This is a genomic window from Myxococcus xanthus (assembly GCF_006402735.1).
GTDB lineage: Bacteria > Myxococcota > Myxococcia > Myxococcales > Myxococcaceae > Myxococcus > Myxococcus xanthus_A.
The window spans coordinates 6,507,894-6,531,924 of record NZ_CP017174.1 but is presented as its reverse complement, the minus strand read 5'-3'; the positions used below and the strand labels follow the sequence as shown (position 1 = coordinate 6,531,924).

General features: G+C 68.3%; 18 protein-coding genes. 10 read left to right on the top strand and 8 right to left on the bottom strand.

All coding sequences use genetic code 11. From position 1 onward, the window contains the following. Positions 1–43: 43 nt before the first annotated feature. Positions 44–1,144 (bottom strand): tetratricopeptide repeat protein, encoded by a 1,101-nt coding sequence (locus tag BHS09_RS26555; RefSeq protein WP_140799461.1) that lies wholly within the window; start codon positions 1,142–1,144, stop codon positions 44–46. Positions 1,145–1,341: 197 nt separating this feature from the next. On the opposite strand from BHS09_RS26555, the gene BHS09_RS26550 reads away from it, so the two are divergent. The 3 genes from BHS09_RS26550 (at position 1,342) to BHS09_RS26540 (ending at position 5,079) form a co-directional block, all read left to right on the top strand. Beyond that, the gene (locus tag BHS09_RS26550; RefSeq protein ID WP_140794304.1) at positions 1,342–2,112 is read left to right on the top strand and encodes an exodeoxyribonuclease III; all 771 of its coding nucleotides are present in this window, start codon (positions 1,342–1,344) and stop codon (positions 2,110–2,112) included. A 135-nt stretch (positions 2,113–2,247) separates the two neighbouring features. Further along, positions 2,248–2,448, top strand: a complete 201-nt coding sequence (locus BHS09_RS26545) for a hypothetical protein (protein WP_140794303.1) — start codon at positions 2,248–2,250, stop codon at positions 2,446–2,448. Between the two features lie 81 nt (positions 2,449–2,529). After that, the gene (locus BHS09_RS26540; protein ID WP_140799460.1) at positions 2,530–5,079 is read left to right on the top strand and encodes a serine/threonine-protein kinase; all 2,550 of its coding nucleotides are present in this window, start codon (positions 2,530–2,532) and stop codon (positions 5,077–5,079) included. An 18-nt stretch (positions 5,080–5,097) separates the two neighbouring features. Here BHS09_RS26540 and BHS09_RS26535 read toward each other — a convergent pair whose 3' ends face one another. After that, positions 5,098–5,283: a hypothetical protein gene (locus BHS09_RS26535; protein WP_140794301.1), complete on the bottom strand. Its 186-nt coding sequence runs from the start codon at positions 5,281–5,283 to the stop codon at positions 5,098–5,100. Between the two features lie 218 nt (positions 5,284–5,501). Here BHS09_RS26535 and BHS09_RS26530 point away from each other — a divergent pair, with 218 nt between their 5' ends. The 4 genes from BHS09_RS26530 to BHS09_RS26515 all read left to right on the top strand — a co-directional run bounded on the left by BHS09_RS26530 (position 5,502) and on the right by BHS09_RS26515 (position 12,291). Then, positions 5,502–7,589 carry a hypothetical protein gene (locus BHS09_RS26530; protein WP_140799459.1) on the top strand — a complete coding sequence of 696 codons (2,088 nt, stop codon included), beginning with the start codon at positions 5,502–5,504 and terminating at the stop codon, positions 7,587–7,589. Positions 7,590–7,670: 81 nt separating this feature from the next. Continuing rightward, positions 7,671–9,368: an MBL fold metallo-hydrolase gene (locus tag BHS09_RS26525; protein WP_140799458.1), complete on the top strand. Its 1,698-nt coding sequence runs from the start codon at positions 7,671–7,673 to the stop codon at positions 9,366–9,368. After that, the gene (locus BHS09_RS26520) at positions 9,368–10,789 is read left to right on the top strand and encodes an aKG-HExxH-type peptide beta-hydroxylase (protein ID WP_140799457.1); all 1,422 of its coding nucleotides are present in this window, start codon (positions 9,368–9,370) and stop codon (positions 10,787–10,789) included. The genes BHS09_RS26525 and BHS09_RS26520 overlap by 1 nt, the downstream gene beginning before the upstream one ends. Then, positions 10,786–12,291, top strand: coding sequence for a radical SAM protein (locus BHS09_RS26515; protein WP_140794297.1), 1,506 nt, complete (start codon positions 10,786–10,788; stop codon positions 12,289–12,291). Before BHS09_RS26520 ends, BHS09_RS26515 begins: the two co-directional genes overlap by 4 nt. Positions 12,292–12,322: 31 nt before the next feature. Here BHS09_RS26515 and BHS09_RS26510 read toward each other — a convergent pair whose 3' ends face one another. The 3 genes from BHS09_RS26510 to BHS09_RS26500 form a co-directional block, all read right to left on the bottom strand. Then, on the bottom strand, positions 12,323–13,123 hold the full coding sequence (locus BHS09_RS26510; RefSeq protein ID WP_237077444.1) for a glycosyltransferase family 9 protein: 801 nt from the start codon (positions 13,121–13,123) through the stop codon (positions 12,323–12,325). A gap of 251 nt (positions 13,124–13,374) precedes the next feature. After that, the gene (locus BHS09_RS26505) at positions 13,375–13,578 is read right to left on the bottom strand and encodes a hypothetical protein (RefSeq protein ID WP_237077443.1); all 204 of its coding nucleotides are present in this window, start codon (positions 13,576–13,578) and stop codon (positions 13,375–13,377) included. A 374-nt stretch (positions 13,579–13,952) separates the two neighbouring features. Next, positions 13,953–14,153 carry a hypothetical protein gene (locus BHS09_RS26500; protein ID WP_013941731.1) on the bottom strand — a complete coding sequence of 67 codons (201 nt, stop codon included), beginning with the start codon at positions 14,151–14,153 and terminating at the stop codon, positions 13,953–13,955. Positions 14,154–14,428: 275 nt separating this feature from the next. Between BHS09_RS26500 and BHS09_RS26495 the strand changes: the two genes are divergently transcribed. Further along, the gene (locus BHS09_RS26495; protein WP_140799456.1) at positions 14,429–16,852 is read left to right on the top strand and encodes an ABC transporter permease; all 2,424 of its coding nucleotides are present in this window, start codon (positions 14,429–14,431) and stop codon (positions 16,850–16,852) included. A 4-nt stretch (positions 16,853–16,856) separates the two neighbouring features. Here BHS09_RS26495 and BHS09_RS26490 read toward each other — a convergent pair whose 3' ends face one another. After that, positions 16,857–18,614, bottom strand: coding sequence for an ABC transporter ATP-binding protein (locus BHS09_RS26490; protein ID WP_140799455.1), 1,758 nt, complete (start codon positions 18,612–18,614; stop codon positions 16,857–16,859). A gap of 104 nt (positions 18,615–18,718) precedes the next feature. Next, positions 18,719–19,939: a M20/M25/M40 family metallo-hydrolase gene (locus BHS09_RS26485; RefSeq protein WP_140794292.1), complete on the bottom strand. Its 1,221-nt coding sequence runs from the start codon at positions 19,937–19,939 to the stop codon at positions 18,719–18,721. A gap of 285 nt (positions 19,940–20,224) precedes the next feature. Between BHS09_RS26485 and BHS09_RS26480 the strand changes: the two genes are divergently transcribed. Further along, entirely contained in the window at positions 20,225–21,841 is a 1,617-nt protein-coding gene (locus BHS09_RS26480) for a GMC family oxidoreductase (protein ID WP_174260164.1), read from the top strand. A 2-nt stretch (positions 21,842–21,843) separates the two neighbouring features. Here the strand turns inward: BHS09_RS26480 and BHS09_RS26475 are convergent, their stop codons facing one another. After that, positions 21,844–22,359, bottom strand: a complete 516-nt coding sequence (locus BHS09_RS26475) for an OmpA family protein (RefSeq protein WP_140799454.1) — start codon at positions 22,357–22,359, stop codon at positions 21,844–21,846. Positions 22,360–22,605: 246 nt separating this feature from the next. Here BHS09_RS26475 and dgt point away from each other — a divergent pair, with 246 nt between their 5' ends. Beyond that, on the top strand, positions 22,606–24,024 hold the full coding sequence (dgt, locus tag BHS09_RS26470) for a dGTP triphosphohydrolase (RefSeq protein WP_140796603.1): 1,419 nt from the start codon (positions 22,606–22,608) through the stop codon (positions 24,022–24,024). Positions 24,025–24,031 lie beyond the last annotated feature (7 nt).

Below are 24,031 nucleotides of genomic sequence, written 5' to 3'. Positions count from 1 at the left end.
CTCTGGAGGCCCGCCCGGCGCAGGGCTTCCAGGCAGGAAGGCGCTACCGGGAAGCAGGCGCCTCACCCTGGGTGGGTCGCTGCTGCCCACGCTCCGTCCGGGCGCCGGCCATTTCGGCGTGGGCCGTGCGGCGCATCCGGTCCGCGTTGACGCGGGCCTGGACGTAGCGCGGTGACAGGTGCATGGCGGCGGCATAGGCCGCCCGGGCCTCCTCCACCTGTCCGAGCCGCTCGTAGGCCACGCCCAGGTTGTTGTGCACATAAGCCACGTGCGGGAGCAGCTCCGCCGCCCGGACGAGCACGTCCGCGGCCTTCTGGGCCTCTCCGGCACGCAGGTAGGTGAGGCCCAGGTTGTTGAGGGCGTAGCCGTGCTCGGGGTGGAGGTGGACGGCCTGCTCGAAGCGCAGCATCGCTTTCGCCAGCTCACCCTGCGCCAGGTGCGCGCGCCCGAGCACCTGATAGGCCTCCACGTACTCGGGATTGCGCAGCACGGCCTCTTCGCCCACGGACACTGCTTCAGCGTGGCGGCCCAGGGACACCAGCAGCCGCGCCTGACGCACCAAGGGGCGGGCATCCAGGGGAAGCAGGCGGCCGAGCTGGCCATGGGCACGCACGGCCAGGTCCGTCCGGCCCGTGAGCCCGGCGAGCTCCGCCGCCAGCGCCAAGGCGGCCACGTCGTCGGGGGCGTCATGAATCGCACGGCGGCACTCGGTGAGCGCGCCAGCGAGGTCGTCCCAGTCGCGCAACAGGTGGGCTCGGCTCAGGTGGTCCACGCGCCGACCATGCCTGTGTGGCAACGCGAGCTCGGCGTCCGGAGCGATGTTCGAACCTTCCGACGCGGCTCCGGACGCGGCGCCGACGTGCGCGATGCCGATGTCTCCACGCGTCGCGCGCTGCTCGAAAGGCGGCGGGAACGCGGCGGCGTCACCCCGAGGGCTGGCTGCATCCGGTGCCGCGGCGTCCGCGTTGGACGTGGACTGCTCCTCCGTGGCCAGCCACGCGCGCAGCGCCCGGGGCAGCGGCGCATCCGCCCACGCCAGGGTCAGTCCGAGCACCACGAGGCTTGCCAGCACCAGCGCGCGCCGCACGGAGGTCGGCAGGCGGAATCGGGTGTGGGACGTGGGCTTCGTGTGGTTGCGGCGCATGGCGGCGACCTCGACTGCTGGCGGAGCTCCCGGGACGGGGACTCTGGGGCGCCGTGTGCCGGCCTCCCACCCGGCGTCATTGCGACTGGCGTGCCACGCATGCTCCCAGAGGGACGGAGGGGGCTGTGTGGCCCTGTGGCCACAGGGCCGGGGAAAAGCATGGCGGGGGGCGCGGGCGGCATGCGACGGTCCGCGCGATGAAGATCGCCACCTGGAACGTGAACTCGGTGCGGGCCCGTCAGGAACGGCTGCTCGCCTGGTTGAAGAAGGCCCAGCCGGATGTCCTCTGCCTGCAGGAACTCAAGTGCGTGGACGACGACTTCCCCATGGAGGCCGTGCGCGAGTTGGGCTACCACGCCGCCGTCCACGGGCAGAAGACGTACAACGGCGTCGCCATCCTCGCGAAGGAGGAGCCGAAGGACGTCGTGAAGGGTCTGTCCGACGGCGTGGATGACTCGCATGCGCGCCTCATCGCGGCGACCGTGGGCGGCATCCGCGTGGTGAGCGCATACGCGCCCAATGGCCAGTCGGTGGACTCGCCGCAGTACCAGTACAAGCTGGAGTGGTACGGCCGGCTGCGGCGCTACCTGGACACACGGCACAAGCCCGACGAGCCCCTGGTGCTGGGCGGGGACTGGAACGTGGCGCCCGAGGACATCGACACCTATGACCCGAAGCTGTGGGAGGGCCAGACGCTCTTCACGCTGAAGGAGCGGGACGCCCTGCAGCACCTGGGCGCCTTCGGGCTCTCGGATGCCTTCCGCAGGCTGCACCCCGGCGTGCAGAAGTTCACCTGGTGGGACTACCGCATGCTCGGCTTCCCGAAGAACCTGGGCCTGCGCATCGACCACCTCTACGTGACAGCGCCCGTGGCCGAGCGGCTGACGGTCGTGGACGTGGACCGCGAGGAGCGCAAGGGCAAGCAGCCCTCGGACCACGCTCCCGTGTGGCTCGAGCTGCGCGACTGAAGCGGTATTCGCGAGCGGCCATGTCATCGCTTGCATGGCCGCTCTCCGATGACGCGGGAGGGAGACACCATCACCTTCTCGCAGCCGGGCGGACATGGCTCTTGGGATTCGTGCGATGCTCCAGGGTCGAAGGCCATGACGACGCCCCCGCCCGAATCGCCGCCGTTTCCCGACAGCCTTTGCCACCGCTGCGCCGCGCCACCTCGCTACGTCCAGTCGAGGACCACGACCTTCATCCTCTGCCCGCTGCTGCCGCAGAAGTACCCGCCGCAGCCGGTCCGTGCGTGCGCGCTCTTCAAGCCGAAGCCGCCGGAGACGCCCCCGGTGTCCCGTTGAGGTCGGTCTCGATATTCCAGGAATCCTGGGCCGAGCCTGAATGCCGGGCGCTCCGACTCCCGGCAAGGTAGATTCCGCGCTGTGTCCGAGGAGAAAAACCGGAGTGCGCCACCCGAGGGGCCCGATGCGACGTTGCTATCGCCCCACCCGCGTCCCGCCATCACCGACGTGACGGAGGGCGCGCTGTTCGCCGGGCGCTATGTCCTCGAGGAGTTGGCCGGGCGCGGTGGAATGGGCGCGGTGTACCGGGCGCGGGACACGCTGGTGGGCGACGTGGTGGCGTTGAAGTTGCTGGAGTTGGGCGCTTCGCCCGCGCCGGAGTGGCTGGAGCGCTTCCGCCGCGAGGTCCGTCTGGCCCGGCGCATCACCCACCGTCACGTGGCGCGGACCTTCGACCTGGGCGAGCACTCGGGCCGCCTCTACCTGACCATGGAGTACGTGGAGGGAGAGAGTCTTCAAACGTTGATGGAGCGCGAGCACACGGTGCCTCCCGCGCGGGCGGCGCGGCTGGTCCTGGCGCTCTGTGAAGGCCTGGCGGCGGCGCATGCCGCGGGCGTCGTGCACCGGGACTTGAAGCCGGCCAACGTGCTGGTGGATGTCCGTGGCCGCGTGGTGCTCACCGACTTCGGCATTGCCCGGGCATTGGCGGGCGAGGGGGCTTCGCGCACGCAGGGACTGGTGGGCACGCCCATGTACATGGCGCCCGAGCAACTGGAGAGTGGCGAGGTGGATGCCCGCGCCGACCTCTACGCCACGGGCCTGGTGCTCTACCAGTTGCTCACCGGAGCGCCTCCGTTCGCCGGTGATTCGCCCATGGCTGTGGCCGTGGCCCGTCTGAGGCAGTCGCCGCCCGATCCGCGCCTGCTGGCGGCGGTGCCGGATGCGCTGGCGGAGTTGGTGCTCGCGTGCTTGTCACGTGAGCCCTCCGGCCGGCCGCAGGACGCGGCCTGTGTGGCGGATGCACTGAGTCAGTGGCTTGGTTCTGTCGGTGAGTCCATCGAGCCCGAACATGCGCATGGCGTGCACCTCGGAGCGAGTGGGCACGCAGCGGGCCGCGACAGCGTGGCCTCCGTGGTGGGAACTCACGGCACGTCCACGCCGAGGTCCAGCGGCGCTTCCCAGGTTTCGGTGCGCTCGGCTGCTACCCATGGCGCGTCCACGCCGCAGCCCAGCGGCTTCGGCCATGACTCGATGTCCTCGGGCGCGCTGGTCTCTCGGACGCCGTTGCGTCCGGATGAGCAATCGCTGGCGGTGTTGCCGCTGCGCTTCCTGGGTGCTCCGGACCAGGCGTTCCTGGGCGACGGCGTGACGGAGGCGCTCATCGACGTGCTGTCGAGGACGCGGGGCCTCCGGGTTCAGAGCAGCGGGGCCACGGAGCGTTTCCGGCAGGAGCGGGACCCTCGCGTCGCGGCGCGCGAGCTGGGCGTGGAGTTGCTGGTGGATGGGACGCTCCAGGCCGCGGGCAAGACGGTGCGCGTGACGCTCCGGGTGGTGGAGGGCGCGTCGGGCACGCAGCTGTGGAGCGGCCGTTTCGACGATGCGGATGACGACCCATTCCAGCTCCAGGACCGGCTGGGACAGCGGCTGGCGGAAGCCCTGCGCGGCGAGCTGACCATCCTGGCCTACCGCACCACGGTGCCAGCGGAGGCGCTGGCCCTCTACCGGCAGGTGCTCTCCCGGATGCTCGCGCACTCGATGACGCGGGAGTTGAAGGACGAGGTCATCACGCCGCTCGAACAACTTCGCGACTCGGCGCCTGGCTTCCCGCATGCGGCGGCGCAGCATGCGGTGGCGACGCTTCGGGCGGGCTTCATCCGCACCCTGGCGGACGAGGTCGACTGGGATGCCCTGGCGCGGACGAGCCTGGAACGGGCCCGGCAGGTGGCGCCGGAGCTCGTGGAGACGAAGCTGGCCCAGGCCATCCTGGCCACCCGCGAAGGCCGGTGGCGGGACGCGGTGGTGGCCTTGCGCATGGCGCTCGACACGGCCCCCACGTTCGCGCCCGCGCTCCAACTCCTCGGCAACCTCCAATGTGAGGCGGGGCGCGCGGACGAAGGCCTGCCGCGCTTGAAGCTGGCCTATGCACTGGAGCCGGGCATGGCCATCTGCCTGGTCGAGGTGGCGCGTTGCAGTGCTCTGCGTGGCGACGATGCGACCTACCAGTGGTGCATGGGGCGTCTGAACAGTCAGCCCCTGCTGGGCATGGCGGTCCTCATCCTCCGCATGCGGGTCGCGGCTTGGAAGGGCGACATGGACGACGTCCGCCAGTGCAGGGACGCGTTGAACGAAGACCCGAGTCACATGGCCTCCTACGTGGCCACCTACTGCTCGGCGGCGCTGGGCGAGGTGTCGGTGGAGGCCGCGATGGCCACCCTGGACGGAATGCTCACCCGGCAGCAGGTGAACTCGCGCTTCGCGTCGATGGTGTGTCAGCTCGCTGCGGAGCTGATGTGCATCCGGGGCGCGCCCGCCGAGGCGCTGCGTTATCTCCAGCAGGCGGCGGACCTGGCGCTCATCGACCTGGAGTGGATGGACCGCTGCCCGGCGCTGACGCCCCTGCGCGCGCAGCCCGGGTTCGCGGAGGCGCGGCGCAGGGTGCGCTCCCGCGTGGAAGCCATCTGGTCCGCGTGAGGCAATACACGGTGCCGCTCAGTTCGTCCCCGTGATGGCGGGGCGCTGGACGTTGAGCGCGGGGGGCACCCGCTTCGCCAGCCGCGGCATGCGGCCGTGCTTGCACTCCACCAGGAACCCGTGGAGCGACTCCGCGGACAGTCCGTGCAGCAGCAGTCGGAAGCCCGCGCGCAACACCCGCATCGGCTTCACGCTGGCGGACACGTAGTCCCGCCGGGGGCACCGGTGCGTGTCTCGCGCCGGGGCTTCGGGCCTTCGCTGCCGGGTGGAGGATGTGGCGCCGCGAGAGTATCAGTTCGCCGATTTTACACGGAGTGGGGGTCTAAAGTGATTTCATCAATTTACATGGAGAGATGATTGACCCTGGGCTTCGCGCTCGGGCACGCTTTGCGTCCATTCGCCAGCGTCGCTCGGAGGAAGCCGTGTCTGTTCAGATTCCAGGAGAGCCGATCCGGCCCACGGCAGAGATGCTGGATGGCGCGATTGGCGCGGCGGTTGCCGCACTGGAGCAGCTTCCCGCTGCGGAGATGCTGGCCTCCACGGGAGCGGGCGTTCATCAGGTGGACTCCCCGGCGGCGGCAACGCTGGTCCTCCTCGCGCTGGCCGAGAGCGAGGGGGCTGGGCATTCGCATGGGGCGTCCTGCGTGCGGCGGCTGCTCTCCAGTCGCGCGTCGACAGGCTTCTGGCGTTTCTCCCCTGATTCGGAACGGTCGGCAGCGGGGGAGTCGGCTCGCGCGCTGGTGGCGTTGAGGCAATGGAACATCCCGCTGGACCCACCCCCGGCGCTCGCTGAACTCCTGTCGCGCGACGCAGCGCGGGAGCCTGGCCAGACATCGTCCGAGTCAGGGGCGGCGGCCATCGAGGGCGTTCCTCCTGAAGCGGACGTCGCCACGACCGCGGACCTCCTGCTCCTGTCGGCGCACGAAGGGCGGTCGCTACCGGGCCGCGCCGCGCTTGTTTCCGAGAAGGTTCGAACCCAGGGGCTTCTGGGCTGCGCACGCGGAGAGCCCGCGGTTTCGCCTTTCCTGCTGGGCTACCTGCTGACGCGCTGGGTTCGAAACGTGGGTGACCACTGGCAGCTCGCGGTGCCCCTTCGGGCAGAACTCATTTCGCTCTGGGAGAAGGGGGAGGTTCGCGGCGCGGTGAATGTCGCCCTCGCGATGAGCGCCCTGATGAACCTGGGGCGCCCCACGGACGTCAACCTCTTCGAGCGGACGTTGGATTCCATGGCGTCCCTGCTGCTGAGCGAGCAGAGCGAGGAGGGGCTCTGGCCCGTGGCGCCGCTGTACGAGGCCGGGGACGTCGTCTACGGCTCGCTCGAGGCATCGGCGGCGCTGTGTGTCGAAGCGCTCGTCCGGTACGTCCGAATCGCGCGCATCGCGGCGGACCGGACCGACAACTTCCTCCCGGGGGCGCTCCCGCCTCGGTCGGGCACCTGGAAGGAGACGTTGGCGGCCTTCGACAATGATTATCCGCCCGCGCTGTTTTCTCCCGAGTCGCGAGCCCGCCTGCTCGCGCTGGGTGAATGGCTGCCCGCGGCGCTGGAGGGGGATGGGGGCTTCGAGGTCCGGCTGCTGGAGGGGACGCCTCGGGTGGACTTCATCCTGGGGATCAAACACGACGGTCAGGCGCTGCTTGCTGGCAGGCATCCTCACTCAGAACTCCCATCGCCCTTGTTCGCCGCTCCCGAGTGGCGGCGCATTCGCGACTTCGCACGAGCGTGGGCTGAGCCGGGCGGGCTGCTCGACCGGGAAGTCGACGCGTTCTGGCTGGAGTTCGACCTGGATGCGCCAGTCGCCTCGCCTCCGCTGCCCATCGTGTTCCTCTGCACACGGGACCAGCCTGTCGCCGTCAACGAAGAACTCCACCGGCAGAAGTCGGATACCTACCGCGCGACGCTCCACGCGGGGCTTCCACTCTTGCGTGGGGATGAGGCGCCGCTCACGCCAGAGCTTCAGCGGGGAATGGATGTCTGCATCGAGGCGCTGCCTCCCGGTGCACACCTCTATGCGGCCTGCGTGATGATGTCGCGGCGCAGCAAGAACCTGCGCTTCACGCTCAAGAACGTGCCTCCCGAGCGCGTGGTGGCGTACCTGGAAGCCGTGGCGTGGCCAGGAGATTTCCAGCAGCTGCGGGACACCCTCGCGTGGGTCCTCCCGCTCGGCGTCAATCGCTTCATGCTCAACCTGGACCTGGCGCCGCAGCTGTTGCCGACGCTGGGGCTTGAATGCTCATTCCAGGGACGTGCGCAGCCCGCCGAGGAGCCCCGGTGGCAACGCCTGCTCGACGAACTGGTGACGCGGGGGCTCTGCGCACCCTCACGGCGTGACGCGCTGCTGGCGTGGCCGGGGCGCACGCAGGTCAACCTGCCCGCTGGCTCGGCCACGCGAGAGAGTGTCTTCGATAAGCGGCTCGCGCACGTCAAGCTGGGCTTGACGGGGGCCCCGGTGATTGAGGCCAAGGCCTATCTGGCCACACACCGCACGTCCGAGCTGCTCCGGCCGCGCTGAGTCGCCATCCCCGTGGCCTGGATTGACGCTCGGGGATACGAATTGATACGTTGAATTCTGAATATTCATAATGGGCAGGCTGTGCAGACTTTCATCGAGCACCTGGGCCACACCTCTTTTGTCATTCAGCGCGGTCCTCTGAGGGTTCTCATCGACCCGGTGCTGGTGCTGCGGGAGCTGGAGTTTCGGCAGCCTGCGTGTCCCGCGTGGTTCTTCGATGACCTGTCGTCGGTGGACGCGGTTTTCTTCTCCCACGCGCACGACGACCATCTCCATCCACCCAGCCTGTTGGGGCTGCGCGAAGACGTCGCCCTCTACTTCCTCGACAGGCCGAAGCCGGGCGCGGCACCCGAGTCGAGCGCTCGCGCGATTCTCACGGCGCTGGGCTTTCGCAATCTCCATCCCTTCCTGGAGGGGGACGTCGTCGAACTGGCCCAGGACCTGCGCATCCACATCCTTCCCGCGCAGTGCTCCGGGGAGGGCGAGGAGCAATGTGCCCTGCTGGTGGAGACGCCGGATGTGCTGGCGCTGGACGCGGTGGACGTGACGGATTCGCCCCGGACGCGCGAAGCGCTGGAGGCCTTCCGGGGCCGGGTTGATGTCGCCTTCGTTCCCACGGGGGCCTCGGTCCAGTGGCAGGGCTTCTGGAATCAGATGGACTCCGTGGGAGCGCTCGCGTTCTGCGACTGGTTGAAGCCAGCGCGTATCGCGACCTGTGGGGGCACGCTGTCCATGGCGGGGCGGCCGCGGGAAGACCGCCTGGAGCGCTACCCGGTCGACCGGGCGCATTGGATGGCCGCCGCGGTCACGCGCGCTCATGACTCGGCGCTCCTGCCCTGGAAGCCCCCTTATCGGCTCGTCTATGGCGAGCACGTCCTGGAGCGCTGCGCGCTGCTGCAGCCCGGCCGTCGTTTCGAACCGGCGCGGGGGCAGCGGCGCCCTCAGGCCCTGTTGACGACCTTCTTCACGGGATATCACCCGGGCAAACCCATTCAGCGTTGGGGATGGGGAGACAGCAACGACCTCGTGCGTTGGCTGGAGCCGTTCGAGGCCATCCGGGAAGTGCTTCGCGCATCCACCCGCGACCTGCGCTACTTGCTGGAGCGGTGCCAGGTGTCCGTCAACAAGACCCCCGCGGCGGTCCTGGTGCCCCGGACGCTCCGCTGCCTCGTGGAGGGCAAGGCCTTCGAGCTCGCGGCGAGGCTGGTCTCGCTCCTCCCGTCGAAGGTCTCGGAGCCCACGGACATGGATGCTGGCTACTTCGCCGCTGTCGAAGCCGCGCTTCAGTGCGAGCCGGCGCTCGAGGATCCGCTGCGGGAGGACCTGGCGGCCTGCCTGTGGATGGACCGGGGCCTGTTCCACATTCAGTGCATGTCACGCCGGATGAAGGAACTGGCCCGCCGTGACGAGCGCACCGAGGCGCTTCGCGCGAGCCACCTGTCGGTCCTGCGTGACAGCCTCCATCAGCGCCGCCCGGTGTTGGGGCCCTACCACCTGCGAGTCACGCGAGACCTGGCGCGGCTGCTGGACGCGCGCCCGCTGTCGCCGGAGACGTCCGAGGTCCTCTGTTACGCGAGCCCGGCGGGCATCCGCTATCAGCCGCTGTCGACGCTCGAGGCGCTCCTGCTGGACCAATGTGACGGACGCACGGTCGCCGAGATGGTCGGCGACGTGAGCGCGGCCCTCTCCCTGCCTCACGACGACGTCCGGTCAGCCATCTTCACGTTCCTGTCCCATCTGACGCACGAGTCGCCGTTGGTGCTCGACTGGAGTCACTGATGCAATTCCAAGATGCATTCACGTTCCCGACGCCGTTGTCCCCCGAGACGGAAGCCTCGGCGCGGGAGCTGTTGCGTGCGCAGCAGATGGGGCAGCTCGATTTGCTCATGGGCTGGGTCCAGCAGCCAGAGCGGCTCGGGAAGTTGGGGGGATGTGCCACGGAGCTCCAGTCCCTCCTCTCCGAGGCGTTCGAACTCGTCGAGCGCGCGCCGGCGCTGGCGCGCGAGTTCCTGGAGCACTGGAGCACGACGGTGCTGCTCGGCCGCTTGCTGGGGCCCGCCGTCGTCGGGCCTGGCTTGATTCAGTGCCTGATGGGCAACCTCGCGTCCCTGCTCATCGTCCAGCGGCTGCGGGGAGAGGTGACCCACGGCGAAGCCTTCTTCGTGACGCCGCGGACCCTCTACTGCCTGCCTCGGGGTGAGCGGCTCGACGTGCGCGGCCCCGGCGAGGGGCGCCTCGTGTGGCACTTCTCTGGCGCGGAGTGTCTGCTCTCCGCCGAGGGGCACGCCGGCCCCGGGCTGCGCATCCCGCTGCCGCTCACGGGCGATGCGCCCGTGAGCATCCAGCCGCTGCCCTGGTCCGAGACCTGGAACGTTCCGGTGCTGGACGACAGCGAGATGCTCGGCATCACCGGCCGGCGCGAGCACGCGGGCATCCCGGACGATGGGAGCACGGGCACCTGGCGGCCCATGCCCCTGCTGCGAAGCACGGAGGAGGCCTTCCACATCCTGAGGGAGCTGTGGCCCGAGGTGCTCGACTGGGCCCGCGTGTTGCTCCCCGCGCTCGTCGACATGGGGGGCCCGGAGAACCGAAGCGTGCGTTGCTCGTCCTCGTATGGGGCTGGCACGCCCGTCTTCCTCACGCGCGTGGCCAACGGCCTGGAGCATGCGGAGGACCTGGTCCACGAACTGCAACACGAGCGCATGTACCTGCTGCTCGACTCGCGCGCATTCGGGCGGTGGGACGACTCACGTCCCGAGTTCGTCTCCGCCTACCGCACCGACCCTCGCCCCCTCCGGGGCTTGCATCTGGGCCTGCACTCCTTCCTGGCGGTGAACCGGCTCCGGCTGCTGGCGCTGGACAGGCCCGAGTTCAAGCAGCGGGAGTGGCGCTTCCAGTTGCTCAAATCACACCGCTGCAACCTGCTCTCCTTCCGGACCCTCCTGGACTTCGAGCGTCCCACGCCCGCAGGGCGCGTGCTCCTCGCGCAGATGGCCCAGGCCCTGAGCGAGCAGCACCCGCTCATCGAGCGCGTCGCGGATGCGGACATGGACCAGGCCTTCGATGCCTGGATGAAGCAGCACTTCTCGCGGGTGGCCGCCAGCGGCCCCGTGGTGAATGACGCCGAGACATACATGGACTGGCGCGAGACGGCAGTGCTCGCGGCCCGCTATACCCAGCACGCCGGAGGTGCCGCATGAGGGTCCCAGGGTTGCGTTATCGCGACGAGTGGCTGCCCAACTTCTTCCCCGCGAAGCAGGTGGGCCCGGACCACTTCGTGCGGCTGTCCCGGACGGGCGCCATGCAGCTGCTGTCCGGCGCGGAGAATGCCCAGCTCGACGAAATCTCCATGGATGAGGCCCTGTTCGAGCGGCTCGAGCAGACCAGCCACCTCATCACCGCGCAGAACTCGTCGCGCGTGCTGGAGGACCTCAAGCGCTGGCATGACCGGACCTACGCGGGGCCGGGGCTCCATATCGTCGTGCTGTCCAAGCGGTGCAACCTCAACTGCACCTACTGCCACATGAACCCGGAGAACATCTCCGCGGATTCCAAGCGCTTCGACATGCAGCCCGACGTCGCGGATGCCATCATCCGCTTCGCGCTCGGCTCTCCGGCCCCCTTCCTGGGCTTCGAGTTCCAGGGCGGCGAGCCCTTCTTGAACTTCGAGGGCATGAAGTACTTCGTCGAGGAGGCCCGCAGGCAGAACGAAGCCGTGGGCAAGCGGCTCCGCTTCTCCGTGGTGAGCAACCTCATGGTCGCCACCGACGAGCACATCGCGTACTGCAAGGAGAACCGCATCAACGTGTCGTATTCGTTGAACGGTCCCGAGGACATTCACGACTCATTCCGAGTCACGCGGAGCGGGGCGGGCAGCTTCCGCAAGGTCATGGAGCGGTTGACCCACTTCCGCGACCGATTCCCCGGCGTGCTCAGCGCGTCGCCCCTGTGCGTGGTGGGGGCCTCCAACGCCAAGGAGTTGAAGCGCACCATCGACTTCTATCATTCGGAGGGCTTCAAGGACCTCGCCATCCTGAAGCTCAAGGCCCTGGGCAACGCCCGCAAGGAGAAGCTGCCCTTCGACATCCAGGACTTCCTCCACTACTACCTGGACGCGCTCGATTACATCTACGAGAAGAACCGCCAGGAGAACGAGAACTACTCCGAGCGCGTGGTCCGGGTCGTCCTGGCCAAGATTCTCCAGTCGACGGATACGGGCTTCGTGGACTGGCGCAACCCGGTGGGGGACTTCGGTTCGGCCATCACCTATGACCATGACGGCGAAATCCTGCCGTCGGACGAAGCCCGTTCGATGCGCTCCGAGTTCGGCTTGGGCAACGTGAAGGGGACGACCTATGACGCGCTCATCCGCAACAAGGCCACGTTCCGGTCCATGAACCTGTCGCTGCGCGATCGTGACCCGCAGTGCCGCGAGTGCGCCTTCAATCCCTACTGCGGCGTGCTGCCGGTGCTCGACTATGCCCGGACCGGGGACGCGACGCCGCGCCCCCATGCGTCCGAGGAATGCCTGCAGACGTTGGCGGTGGTGGAGTGGGTCCTGCGCAAGCTCGTGGAGGACCCCATCCCCCTGTTGCGGATGATGCCTGGAATGGACGCCGCCCTGGTGGAGATGGCCAACGGTCTGCCGACAGAGCCTTCCTCGCAGGCCATGCCGCCGATGCTGAGCGTGCAGAGCGGCTGAGGCCAGCCGGGGCTGGCGCCCTCGCCGCCGCTCAGGCGGGGCGCAGCCGCCCGGCGGCGAGGTCCGTGAGCGCGCCGAGGACTTCTTCCTCGGTGATGTCGTCCATGCTCCCGTTCCCGGTGGGCTCGCGGAAGGCCGGAGTGAAACGGAAGCCCCATTGCTGGGGGGAGGTCGTTCCGAACAGGCCCACCGATGGGAGCCGGAAGAAGTCCGCCGCGTGCAGCATGCAGGAGTCGATGCCGAGGAAGCCATCACAGGCGCCGAGCAGCGCCATGGCGACATCGAGTGGGGCGCCTGGGACGGACAGCACGCGGCCCTCATGGACCATGGGCGCCAGCTCCGTGGCGTTGTAGTCCACGTTGAGCACGAGCCATTCGGGATGGGCTGTCAGGAAGGCATCCAGCACCGCACGGTAGCGGGCGACGGGCCACTGTTTCCGGGCGCCGGTCTCCGTATGGAGCGCGAGCACCTTGGCCCCATCGGGGACGCTGTCACGAAAGTGCCTGGCGGCCTCGGTGGCCTCGGCCGTCAGCACGGGGGCCTGGGCGAAGTCCTCCAGCCGCAGGGAGGGATCCACCTGCTGGGCCAGCGAGAAGAGCCGGTCCGCGGAATGCTGGGATTCTTCACTCCGGACCCATTGCTTGTAACGGCGATACAGGCCCACCGTCTCGGTGGCCGCCGGAAACCCCTCGAGCAGCTCGGAGACACCTGTCGCGTGCCAGGTGTTGAAACAGACAAACAAGTCGCAGGCTCCCACCGCCTGCCGGAGCGTCTCGGCGTCGATGCTCCGCTCCGTGCCCTGCGTGGTCGCGCGGACCTCGTGAATCTTCATGAGCCCGAGCTCTTGATAGAAGAACAGGCTTGAATCACCTGGCGCACCCACCAGTCTGATTCGACCCGGGTACAGCTGACTCAGGGCTCGCAGGGCGGGAAGGGCGAGGAGCCGGTCCCCAATCCCATTCAGGTGAAATACGACGGGGGCTTGGGCAGAACGAAGTTCTTGCTGCATGGAGGGGGCAATCCTTGCGTCAAGACAACCTGCTCCCAGGTGCCCCTGGATGCGCACCGGGGAGCAGGAACCTGCTAGAACCAGCCGTCAGACGTGTGGCTGGTGTGATCCTGCGGCTCCTGGTCCTTGACGGGGCCGACCGCGCGCGCGGTGATCTGGGCGAAATCGCCACGACCCAGGATCATGCTCAGCTGGCCGCGGAGCGCGTCCACCTTCGCGGGATCCAGCTGCTTGAACGTCACCACCTCGGGCTTCAGAACGATGTTGCTCTCAACCATGAGGAACTCCAGGGGAGGTGAATCAAACCACACGCGCGGCACGAGCTTGTCGCCGAACGTGCCGAGCCTGACACCCGTGGATGTCAGCGGCTCGGATCCCAAAGAGTACGGCGTCCCTCGAACGAATGTCCAGGCGTAGACGTGTTTTCGCTGAAACAACTGCTACACGTGAGATTCGGCGCGCTTGACCCGGGTACGGCTGACTCAGGGGTCGCGGGTCGGGGAGGGCGAGGAGCCGGTCTCCAATCCCATCCAGGTGAACACCACCGGGGCTCGGAGCGAGTGATGCTCCTGCGGCGGGAAGGGGGCAATCCTTGCGTCAAGACAACCTGCTCCCCGGTGCCCAGGGATGAGCGCCGGGGAGCAGGAACCTGCTAGAACCAGCCGTCAGACGTGTGGCTGGTGTGATCCTGCGGCTCCTTGACGACGACGGCGCCCGCGCGAGCGGAGAGCGTGGCGAAATCGCCACGGCCCAGGATCATGCTCAGCTGGCCGCGGAGCGCGTCCACCTTCGCGGGATCCAGCTGCTTGAACGTCACCACCTCGGGCTTCAGAACGATGTTGCTCTCAACCATGAGGAACTCCTGGGGAGGTGAATCAAAACACACGCGCGGCACGAACTTGTCGCCGAACGTGCCGAGCCTGACGCCAGTTGATGCCTTCAGCTCGGATCTCCAAGAGTACGGCGAACCTCGAACGGATGTCCAGACTCAGACATGTTTTTAATGAAATGTCTGCCAGCTGTGGAATTTCGCGGACTTGGGTGTTCTCGCGCGCCGGGCCTGGGCTTTCGTGGTGATGCGCGTCGCCGAGGTGCATGCCGCATGGCATGCTCTTGCGCGAGAGGGTCATGGATACAATTCGTCAGGACATCCGGTTTGGCGCCAGGTTGTTGCTCAAGAGTCCGACGTTCACCCTGGTCGCGATGATGACGCTGGCGCTGGGGATTGGCGCGAGCACGGCGATATTCAGCGTGGTCAACTCCATCTGGCTGCAGCCCATGCGTTTCCCGCATGAGGAGCGTCTGGTGATGGTGTGGGACTCGCTTCCCAAGGCGGGTGTCGAGCGGAGCGAGACGTCCCTGGCGACGCTGGAGGACTGGACCGCGCAGGCGGGGGTCTTCGAGCACGTGGCGGGGATTGTCCCGCGGAGCTTGAACCTGGGCGGCGCGCTGCAGCCGGAGCGGCTTCAGGCGTTTCGGGTGGGTGCCGCGCTGTTCCCCGCGCTGGAGGCGAGGCCCTCGCTGGGCAGGGCGTTCTCCGCGGAAGAAGACCGCGTGGGTGGCGAGGCGGTGGTGGTGCTGTCGGACGGGTTGTGGCGGCGCCGGTTTGGTGGCGCGCCCACCGTGCTGGGTGAGTCCGTGACGCTGGATGGTGCGCCCTACACGGTCGTGGGCGTGATGCCGAAGAGCTTCGACTTCCCGCCTGGCGCCGAAGCCTGGGTGCCGCTCGCGCCGACGCAGGCGGAGCTGGATGCGCGCGGGGACCGGAAGGTGCGGGTGGTGGGCCGCCTCAAGCCTGGCTTCTCCGTGTCGATGGCGGAGGACGCCCTGCGGGTCCTCGCGGGGCAACTGGCGGAGCGGTACCCCGACACGGATTCGGAGCGCACCGTGCGGCTGACGTCCGTGCGCGAGGCCTACCTGGGGCCCTTGAGGCCGCTGCTCATCACCCTGGCGGGCGCGGTGGGCTTCGTATTGCTCATCGGGTGCGCGAACGTCGCGAGCCTGCTGCTGGCGCGCGCGGCGGCCCGGCGGCGGGAGCTGGCCATTCGTGGGGCACTGGGGGCGAGCCCGACGCGCCTGATGGTCCAGGCCCTGACCGAGAGCGTCTTGCTGTCGCTCCTGGGAGGGGGATTGGGAATCCTGGGCGCGCTGTGGGGCACGCACATGATTGCAACCATGCTGCCGCCCGGGTTGGCGGAGCGCCTGCCTGGGTGGCAATCCATCCAGGTGGATGGAGGGGCGCTGCTGTTCTGTGTCGGGCTGTCCGCCATCACCGGGGTGCTGTTTGGTCTGGCGCCCGCGTTCCAGATGTCGCGGCAGAACCCGCTGGAGGCGATGCGGGAGGGGGCGGGCGCCACGGCGGGGCGAAAGAGCATCCGCTCGGCCCTGGTGACGGCGGAGGTGGCCCTGGCCTTGATGCTGGTCGTCGGCGCGAGCCTGATGCTTCGGAGCCTCTACCAACTCCAGGGGACCTCACCCGGCTTCGCCGCCGAACGCGTGTTCTACTTCGACGTCACGCTGCCGGAGACCAAGTATCCGACGGACGCCGAGCGGGTTCGCTTCTTCCATGCGCTGCAGGAGCGGTTGTCCTCCATGCCGGGAGCCCAAGCCGTCTCGGCGGCCAGCCTGCCGCCCATCAGCCGTCGCAGTCAGAGCTCGAACATCTATCTGGAGGGGCAGCCGAAGCCGCTGCCCGGGCAACTGCCCGAGGCCAGTCAGCGCGTCATCTCCCCGGGCTATTTCCGGACCATGGGCATCCCCTTGCACGAGGGGCGCGATTTCAACGCGTTGGACGTGGAGGATGCGCCCCGGGTCGCGATGATCAACTCGGCCCTGGCGCGGCGCTTCTGGCCCGGAGAGTCGCCGCTGGGCAAGCGCTTCTTCACGGGAGGCACCGAGCCGTGGGAGGTCATTGGCGTCGTGGGTGACGTCCGGACGCTGTGGCGCGGGCAGGTGCGTTCATCCGTGCCGGAGTTCTACCTGCCGCTGGCGCAGGCCCCGCGTGACGCGATGGTGATGATGGTGACCGTGGGAGGGACGGGGGCGGCGGCGTCGTCGCTGGCGCTGTCCTTGCGTGAGGGAATGGCGTCGTTGGACCCCGAGCAACCACCGCCGTCGCCGCGGCCTTTGGAGGAGCTCATCGCGGAGTCGTTCGGCTCCAGGCACCTGCTGGCCGCGCTGCTGGGGTTCTTCGCGTGCGTGGCGCTGCTGCTGGCCGCCGGGGGCGTCTACGGCATCATGGCCTACTCCGTCACCCAGCGGCGCACTGAGATTGGCGTGCGCATGGCACTGGGCGCGCGGGAGGGGAGCATCTTCTGGTTGATATTGAGCCAGGCGCTGCGGCTCGCCGGGCTGGGGGTCATCATCGGCTCCGTGCTGGCGCTGGTCCTGGCGCGTGGCCTGTCGAAGTTGCTCTTCGAGGTCAGCCCCGCGGACCCGCTCGTCTTCCTCGGGACGGCTTGCGTGCTGCTCTTCGTGGCGCTGGTGGCGGGCTACGTGCCCGCCTGGCGCGCCGCGCGCGTCCCGCCCAGCATGGCCATGCGCGAGGAGTGAGGGCTCAGGCGGCGATGAACTGCCGTTCCACGAGGCGCTTGTAGAGGCCGTCCTGGGTGATGAGCGCCTCGTGGTTTCCGTGCTGGACGACGCGGCCCTGGTCCAGCACGAAGATGCGGTCGACGCCTGCCACGGTGGACAGGCGGTGGGCGATGATGAGGGTGGTGCGTCCCACCATGAGCCGGTCCAGCGCCTCCTTGACCAGGTGCTCGCTTTCGGAGTCCAGCGCGCTGGTGGCTTCGTCCAGGATGAGCAGCCGTGGATCCTTGAGGACCGCGCGGGCAATGGCGACGCGCTGCTTCTGTCCTCCCGAGAGCTGGATGCCCCGCTCGCCGACGCGCGTGCGGTAGCCTTCTGGAAACCGGCTCACGAAGTCGTGGGCATTGGCGACGCGGGCCGCGGCTTCCACTTCCGCATCGGTGGCGTCGGTGCGTCCGTAGCGGATGTTGTCGGCGATGCTGCCCGAGAAGAGCGTGGGCTCCTGCGACACGATGCCGATGTTCTGACGGAGCCAGCGGACGTCGAGCGTTCGCAGGTCCGTCCCATCGACGAGGATGGCCCCCTTGTCCGGATCGTAGAAGCGCATCAACATCGAGGCGACAGTCGACTTGCCCGCGCCCGAGTGTCCCACCAGCGCCACGACTTCACCGGGGGCGACGTCCAGATCCAGGCCTTGGAGGACGGGCACGTCCCGGCGCGTGGGGTAGCTGAAGCTGACGTCGCGGACGCGCAGGTGGCCTTCCATGCTCGCGGGCCGCTCGCCGCCGTTGACGGAGATGGCGGGCGTACGGTCGATGAGCTCGAAGACGCGCTCGGTGGCGCCTCCTGCCTTCATGAACTCCGCCCACAGCTCGCTCAGGGCGCCGACGGCCATGACGACCATCAGCGTGTACATCAGGAAGGAGGTCAGTCCACCCACCGTGATGTCGCCCGAAACGACCATGTGCGTGCCGTACCAGAAGACGAGCAGGGTCGACGCCAGGCCGGTGAAGCCCGTTCCTCCCATGAAGAAGCCCGAGGAGACGATTCTCGTGCGCGCCAGCGCCAGGGCCTTGCCGATGGCACGGCCATAGCTCCGGCGCTCCGCGTCTTCGGCGACGAAGGCCTGGACGGTCTGAATGCCATAGAGTGACTCGGCGGCGATTTCATTGGCTTCGGCCACCGCGGCCTGGGCGTCTCGCGCGAGCTGTCGGGCCTTGCGGCCGTAGAACAGCGCCCCCAGCGTCACGGGGGGGACGACCGCCAACATGACGAGCGTCAACCGGGGCGAGGTGTAGAGCAGCAGCGCCAGCCCTCCAATCAACGTGGTCGCGTTGCGGAGCATGATGGCGATGTGCGTACTGACGGCGCCCTGGATGAGGGCGGTGTCCGTGGACAGCCGGCTGGTGAGGCCGCCAGTGCGGTGCTGGTCGAAGAACGCAATCTCCTGCTCCAGCAAGCTGCGATACAGCAGCTCCCGCAGGTCGCTGACAATGCGCTCACCCGCGATGTTGAAGAAGGCGAAGCGCAGCCCGATGGCCACCGACTGGATGAGACACACCCCCAGCATCCACAGGGTGGTGTCGTTCACCATCTCGAGCGTGGCGGTGGTCAATGCTTCGTCGAGGATGACCCGGATGGCCTGTGGGAAGAGCAGGCCTCCCGCGCTCCCGATGAAGAGGAAGCACGTACCGAGCAAGAGCAGCCTCCACTCGGGACGAGCCAGTGCCAGGACGCGACGAAGGGATGCGTGGCTCAGCGGCGGATTCTGAATCAAGCCCATTGCACGCAGGCTAGTCCAGATGCCGCCAAAGTTGTAATCCCGACAAAACTGGTGATGCAGGGGCCCGGCGCATGTCTCGCGCCGGGGCCCCTGGGCTTCAGGGCCTACTGCGCGGTGCCCTTGGCCAGTTCGGCGACGTAGGCGGCGGCAATCTTGGAGAACTTGAGCGCGTGCGCGGCGGTGCTGTCGGAGTTCGCCAGGGTGTCCCTGGGGGTGTGGATGTTGGGGTTCTTCTGGACGACGGTCCCCTCGAAGGGGATGGAGGCCGCGAAGCCCTGGTTGTGCCAGGAGGCGTGGTCCGAACACCCGTAGCCGCAGGTCGTGTCGGTGAACTGCACGCCGACGTACGTCGTTATCAGGTTGCGGATGAACTGGTTCTGGGCGGCGTTCGTGTTGTCGGTGACGATGCCCACATCCCTTGTGGCGTTGGGGTGCTTGTAGTTCGTCATGTCGAGCTGCATCACCCCCACGACGTTGATGTTGTTGGTCTTGTGGAAGGTGGCGATCTCCCGTGAGCCGCGCAGGCCCGTCTCCTCCGCGGCGTAGGCCATGAACTTCACCGTGCGCTCGGGCCGGTAGCCGTGGGCCATGGCGGCGCGGATGACTTCGGTGAACGTCGCGATGCCAGACGCGTCGTCATCGGCGCCAGGTGCGGCGCTGGTGGAGCTGATGGAGTCCAGGTGTCCGCCCACCACGACGACCTCGTTGGCCAGGGTGGTACCGGGGATGGTGAGGATGACCGAGGGCTGCCGCCAGCCCGTGTGCGGGTAGTACGCCACGGTGACGTCCGTGCGCCCCGCTCCGGTGACGTAGCCCTGCCACTTCGTCAGGAGCATGGCCGCGGCGTCCACGCCCCCTTGCGAACTCTGGCTGCGCGTGGGGAAGGCGGACAGCTCGGCGATGGTGGTGCGGATGTTCGCGGCCGAGAGCGCGCCCACCAGCGTGTTCACGGTCGCGGCGTTGGTGAGGGTATAGCTGACGGCCTTCTGGGTCGCCTTGGGGGCTACGGGCGCCAGGGACGCCAGTGCTTCCTCCTGTGTCTCGTAGGTGATGAAGCCCGCGCACCGGTCGAACTTCTCGTGCATCATCAGCGCCAGCCGCGACAGCTGGGATTCCTTCATCTGGAACACGCCCGCGTGCTCCTGCTGCTTGAGGGCGGTGGGCACGTTCCAGCCTTCGGCCGCGAAGGTCTCCTGCATGGGCGCGATGGCATCCGTGCCAATCGCAATCCACACAGTCTTGTCATCTGGCTTTGCCTTGATCGGCTCGGCAAGGGCCAGCGGGGCACTCAGCAGCAACAGCGAGACCGGCATCCAGGTCTTCATCCGCATTGCTCCTCCAGGGAGACGGCGTTGCGTCGCAGCACGGGGGACGGGCTGCGGGGAGGAGCCTCTGCTTTTCGAGAAATAAAGGCTTTCTGAGTCCTGGTTGGAGTGTGGAAAAGAAGACATGCCCAGGGTGAAGTCGAGCTGGGCGGGCAGGCGCTTCGTTCCCCGCACCGCCTGAATCTCGCGCAGGGGTGATGCATCCCTTTGTCGTAGAGTGGCGCCGCCGGCATGCGCTGGTGCGTGACCTGTGTGGCGTGGTGCCCGACGGGAGGCAGGATGGCCATGGACTGCGACTGGCTCATCATCGGCTCGGGGTTCGGCGGCAGCGTCAGCGCGCTCCGGCTGACCGAGAAGGGCTACCGCGTCGTGGTGCTGGAGAAGGGGCGGCGCTTGCGCGCCCCGGACTTCCCGAAGACGAACTGGGAGCTGAAGCGCTGGCTCTGGATGCCCACGCTGGGGTGGCGGGGCCTGTTCGAGATGACGTTCTTCCGCCACGTCACCGTGCTGTCGGGCGTGGGCGTGGGCGGCGGCTCGCTCGTGTACGCCAACACGCTCCCCATCCCCCGGGACGACTTCTTCCAGGCCTCCTCGTGGGGCCATCTCGCTGCGTGGAAGGAGGAGCTGGCGCCGCACTACACCACCGCGCGGAGGATGCTGGGCGCCACGCCGAATCCAGTGCGAACCGTCCCAGACCAGGTGCTCCAGGACGTGGGCACGGACCTGGGCCGCACCGACTTCCAGCCCACCACCGTGGCCGTGTACTTCGGCGAGCCGGGCGTCACCGTGAAGGACCCATACTTCAACGGAGAGGGACCGGACCGGACGGGTTGCAACGCGTGTGGCGGGTGCATGCTGGGGTGTCGCTTCGACGCCAAGAACACGCTCGACAAGAACTACCTCCACCTGGCGGAGCGGCGCGGCCTCACGCTGCACGCGGACACCGAAGTCACCTGGGTGCGGCCACTGCCGGAAGGGGGCTACGAGGTCGAAGCGCTCCAAGGGGCGCGGCGCTTCTTCCGGAAGAAGGTGCGCTTCACCGCGAAGCACGTCGTCTTCGCGGGGGGCGTGCTGGGCACCCTGGACCTGCTGCTCAAGCTGAAGGCGAGCCCCGACGGGCTGCCGCGCCTGTCGGACCGGCTGGGAGACGGCGTGCGCACCAACTCCGAGGCGCTCGTGGGTGTGGTGAGCGGCCGCAAGGGGCAGGATTTGTCACGGGGCATCGCCATCGGCTCCATCCTGCACACCGATGCCCAGTCCCACCTGGAGCCGGTGCGCTACTCGGCTGGCTCGGGCTTCTTCCGGCTTCTGATGGCGCCGCAGGTGTCCGGGGCCACGATGCTCCAGCGCTTCGCGCGGCTGGTGGGCCTGCTGGTCCGGCATCCGCTGCGCTTCCTCAAGGCGTGGTTCGTCCCTGACTTCGCGCGGCGGACGATGATTCTGCTCTACATGCGCACCCTGGAAGGGCACCTGCGCATGAAGCGCTCCCGGAGGCTGGGGCTGAGCACGGCGCTCCAGGAGGGCCCGGCGCCGAGCGCCAACATGCCGGAGGCGTTCGACCTGGCCCGGCGCGTGGCCGACAAGCTGGATGGCTATCCGATGACCATCGTCAGCGAGACCCTGCTGGGCATCCCGACGACGGCGCACATCCTGGGCGGCTGCTGCATGGGCGACTCGGCGGAGACGGGCGTCATTGATTCGCGGCACCGCGTGTTCGGCCATGAGGGTTTGTATGTGGTGGACGGCTCCGCCATCTCCGCCAACCCGGGCGTCAATCCGTCGCTCACGATTACGGCGCTGGCCGAGCGCGCGATGACCTTCATTCCCGCGGCCCGGACGGCGCCGCGGGACGAGGTGGCAGTGCCCGAGGTGCCCGCGTCCTCGGGCGCTCGCGCGGGCTGAGGCTACAGCCGGACCTGGAGTTCGTAGCGGCGGTTCTTCGCCTTCTTGGCGGCGGTGTCGTCGGGCTTCACCAGCGGCTTCTCGGAGCCGTAGCCCACCGCGACGATTTCGCTCCGGGGGATGCCGCGCGCGATGAGCTCCTTGACGATGGTCTCCGCGCGCTGCTCGCTGAGCTTCTTGTTCTTGGCCGCGTCACCGGTGGAGTCGGTGTGGCCGGAGACCTCGAACTTGTAGGACTTCACGCCGGCGGCGACGAGCTGCTTCTTGGCGTCGACGAGCGCGTTGGTCAGCTTCTTGAGCTTGGCGTCGCAGCCGGCATCGAGCTGAGCGGTGCCTGTCTTGAAGCTGCACTGGTTCTGCCGGCCCTCGTCCATCAGCTTGGTGTTGACGCGCTTCTCCACGGCGGACTTGCCGGCATCGCCCGCCGCCTTGGTGAGGGCGCCGAACCCGCCCTGCGCGGCGGCCACGCCGGGAAGGGTGAGTAGCGACACGGTGATGCACAGGGCCTTGAGCTTCATACGTGAGGACGCCTCCGTCAGATGGGCGGTGTTCGCCGGTCGGGAGGCTGCCCGGGGGCCGCGCCTTCGTCCAGCGGCGCGGTGTCTCATGGGAAGGGTGACGGGGGCCCGTCCGCCCGGCTGGTAAAACTTGCCTCGGTGCGTGAGGGGAGCAGCATGTCGCTCCGGGTCCCTTCGCACAGCGAGGCAGGCGTGAGCAGCAGCAGTCGAACGGAGCGTTGGCGGCAGCTTCTTTCAGGTTACCGGGTGGGCTCGGAGAAGAAGCCGGTGGAGGAGCCGGCGCCCGTCCTGAGTGACATGGACGCGCTGCTCCAGGACGAGCGGACCGACTACGACCGGGACTATGACCGCATCGTCTTCTCCGCGGAGTTCCGCTGCCTGCACGACAAGACGCAGGTGTTTCCGCTGTCCACGAGCGACTACACGCGCACGCGGCTGACCCACAGCATCGAGGCTTCCTGTGTCGGGCGCTCGCTGGGGAATCTGGCGGGGCGGGGGCTGCGGGCGCGGGACGTCATGGTGAATCCCTCGCACCTGGGCACCATCGTCGCGGCGGCGTGCCTGGCGCATGACATTGGCAATCCGCCCTTCGGCCACTCCGGGGAGGCGGCCATCCAGCATTGGGTGTCGCAGCGGCTGGCGCGGCCCGGTGCCGAGGTGGACGGGCGGAAGAGCCCCTTCGAGAAGGTGGAGCAGTGGCAGGACCTGGAGGCCTTCGAAGGCAACGCGCAGGGCTTCCGCATTCTCAACCGGCTCCAGTCGCGCGAGCGGCGGGGCGGCCTGCGCTACACGGCGGCGACGTTGGGGGCCATGAGCAAGTACCCGCGCGCGTCGGTGCTGCCGGGCGGGCGTGAGCGGGACAAGGGGCGCGTGTCTGAGAAGAAGTTCGGTTACTTCCAGGACGACGAGGCCCTTGCGCTGGAGGCGTACCGCGCGGTGGGGTTGGTGGAGCGGGAGGCCGGTGTGTTCTCCCGGCATCCTCTGGCGTTCCTGGTCGAGGCGGCGGATGACATCTGCTACGCGGTCATCGACCTGGAAGACTCCGCGAAGTTGGGGCTGATTCCCATCAAGGATGCGTGTGAGTTGCTGGACGCGGTGTTGCCAAAGCCGGTGAAGGGGCCGGTGCGTCCGCCACCGTCGCATCCGGAAACGCGGCTTGCGCAGGCGCGAGCGCGGGCGATTGGCGAGCTCATCCAGGCGTGCGTGAAGGTGTTCCTGGAGAACGTGGAGGCGATGGAGGAGGGGCGGTGGGAGAAGCCGTTGGCCTCCGCGCGCGACGACGTGAAGAAGCCGCTGGATGCCATCCGCAACCTCACGCGGCGCTACGGCTATGAAAGCGAACGCGTGCTCCAGATTGAGAGCGCGGGTTTCAAGACGCTGGGCGGATTGCTGGACATGTTCGCGATGGCGGTCGTCACCGACACGCCGAACCGCGAGGAGAAGAAGCTGCGGCAATTGCTGCCACTGGACCTCTTCCAGCGTCCGGAGCACGTCCGGGACACGGCGGAAGAGCCCGCGTCCCGGGACGAAGCCATCACCGAGGCGGTGGCCCGTCTGTCGAAGTACCAGCGGCTGCTGTGCGTGACGGACTACATCTCCGGCATGACAGACGGCTTCGCCGTGGAGCTGTTCCAACGGCTGTCAGGCATCAAGCTGCCGACGTGATTCGCGT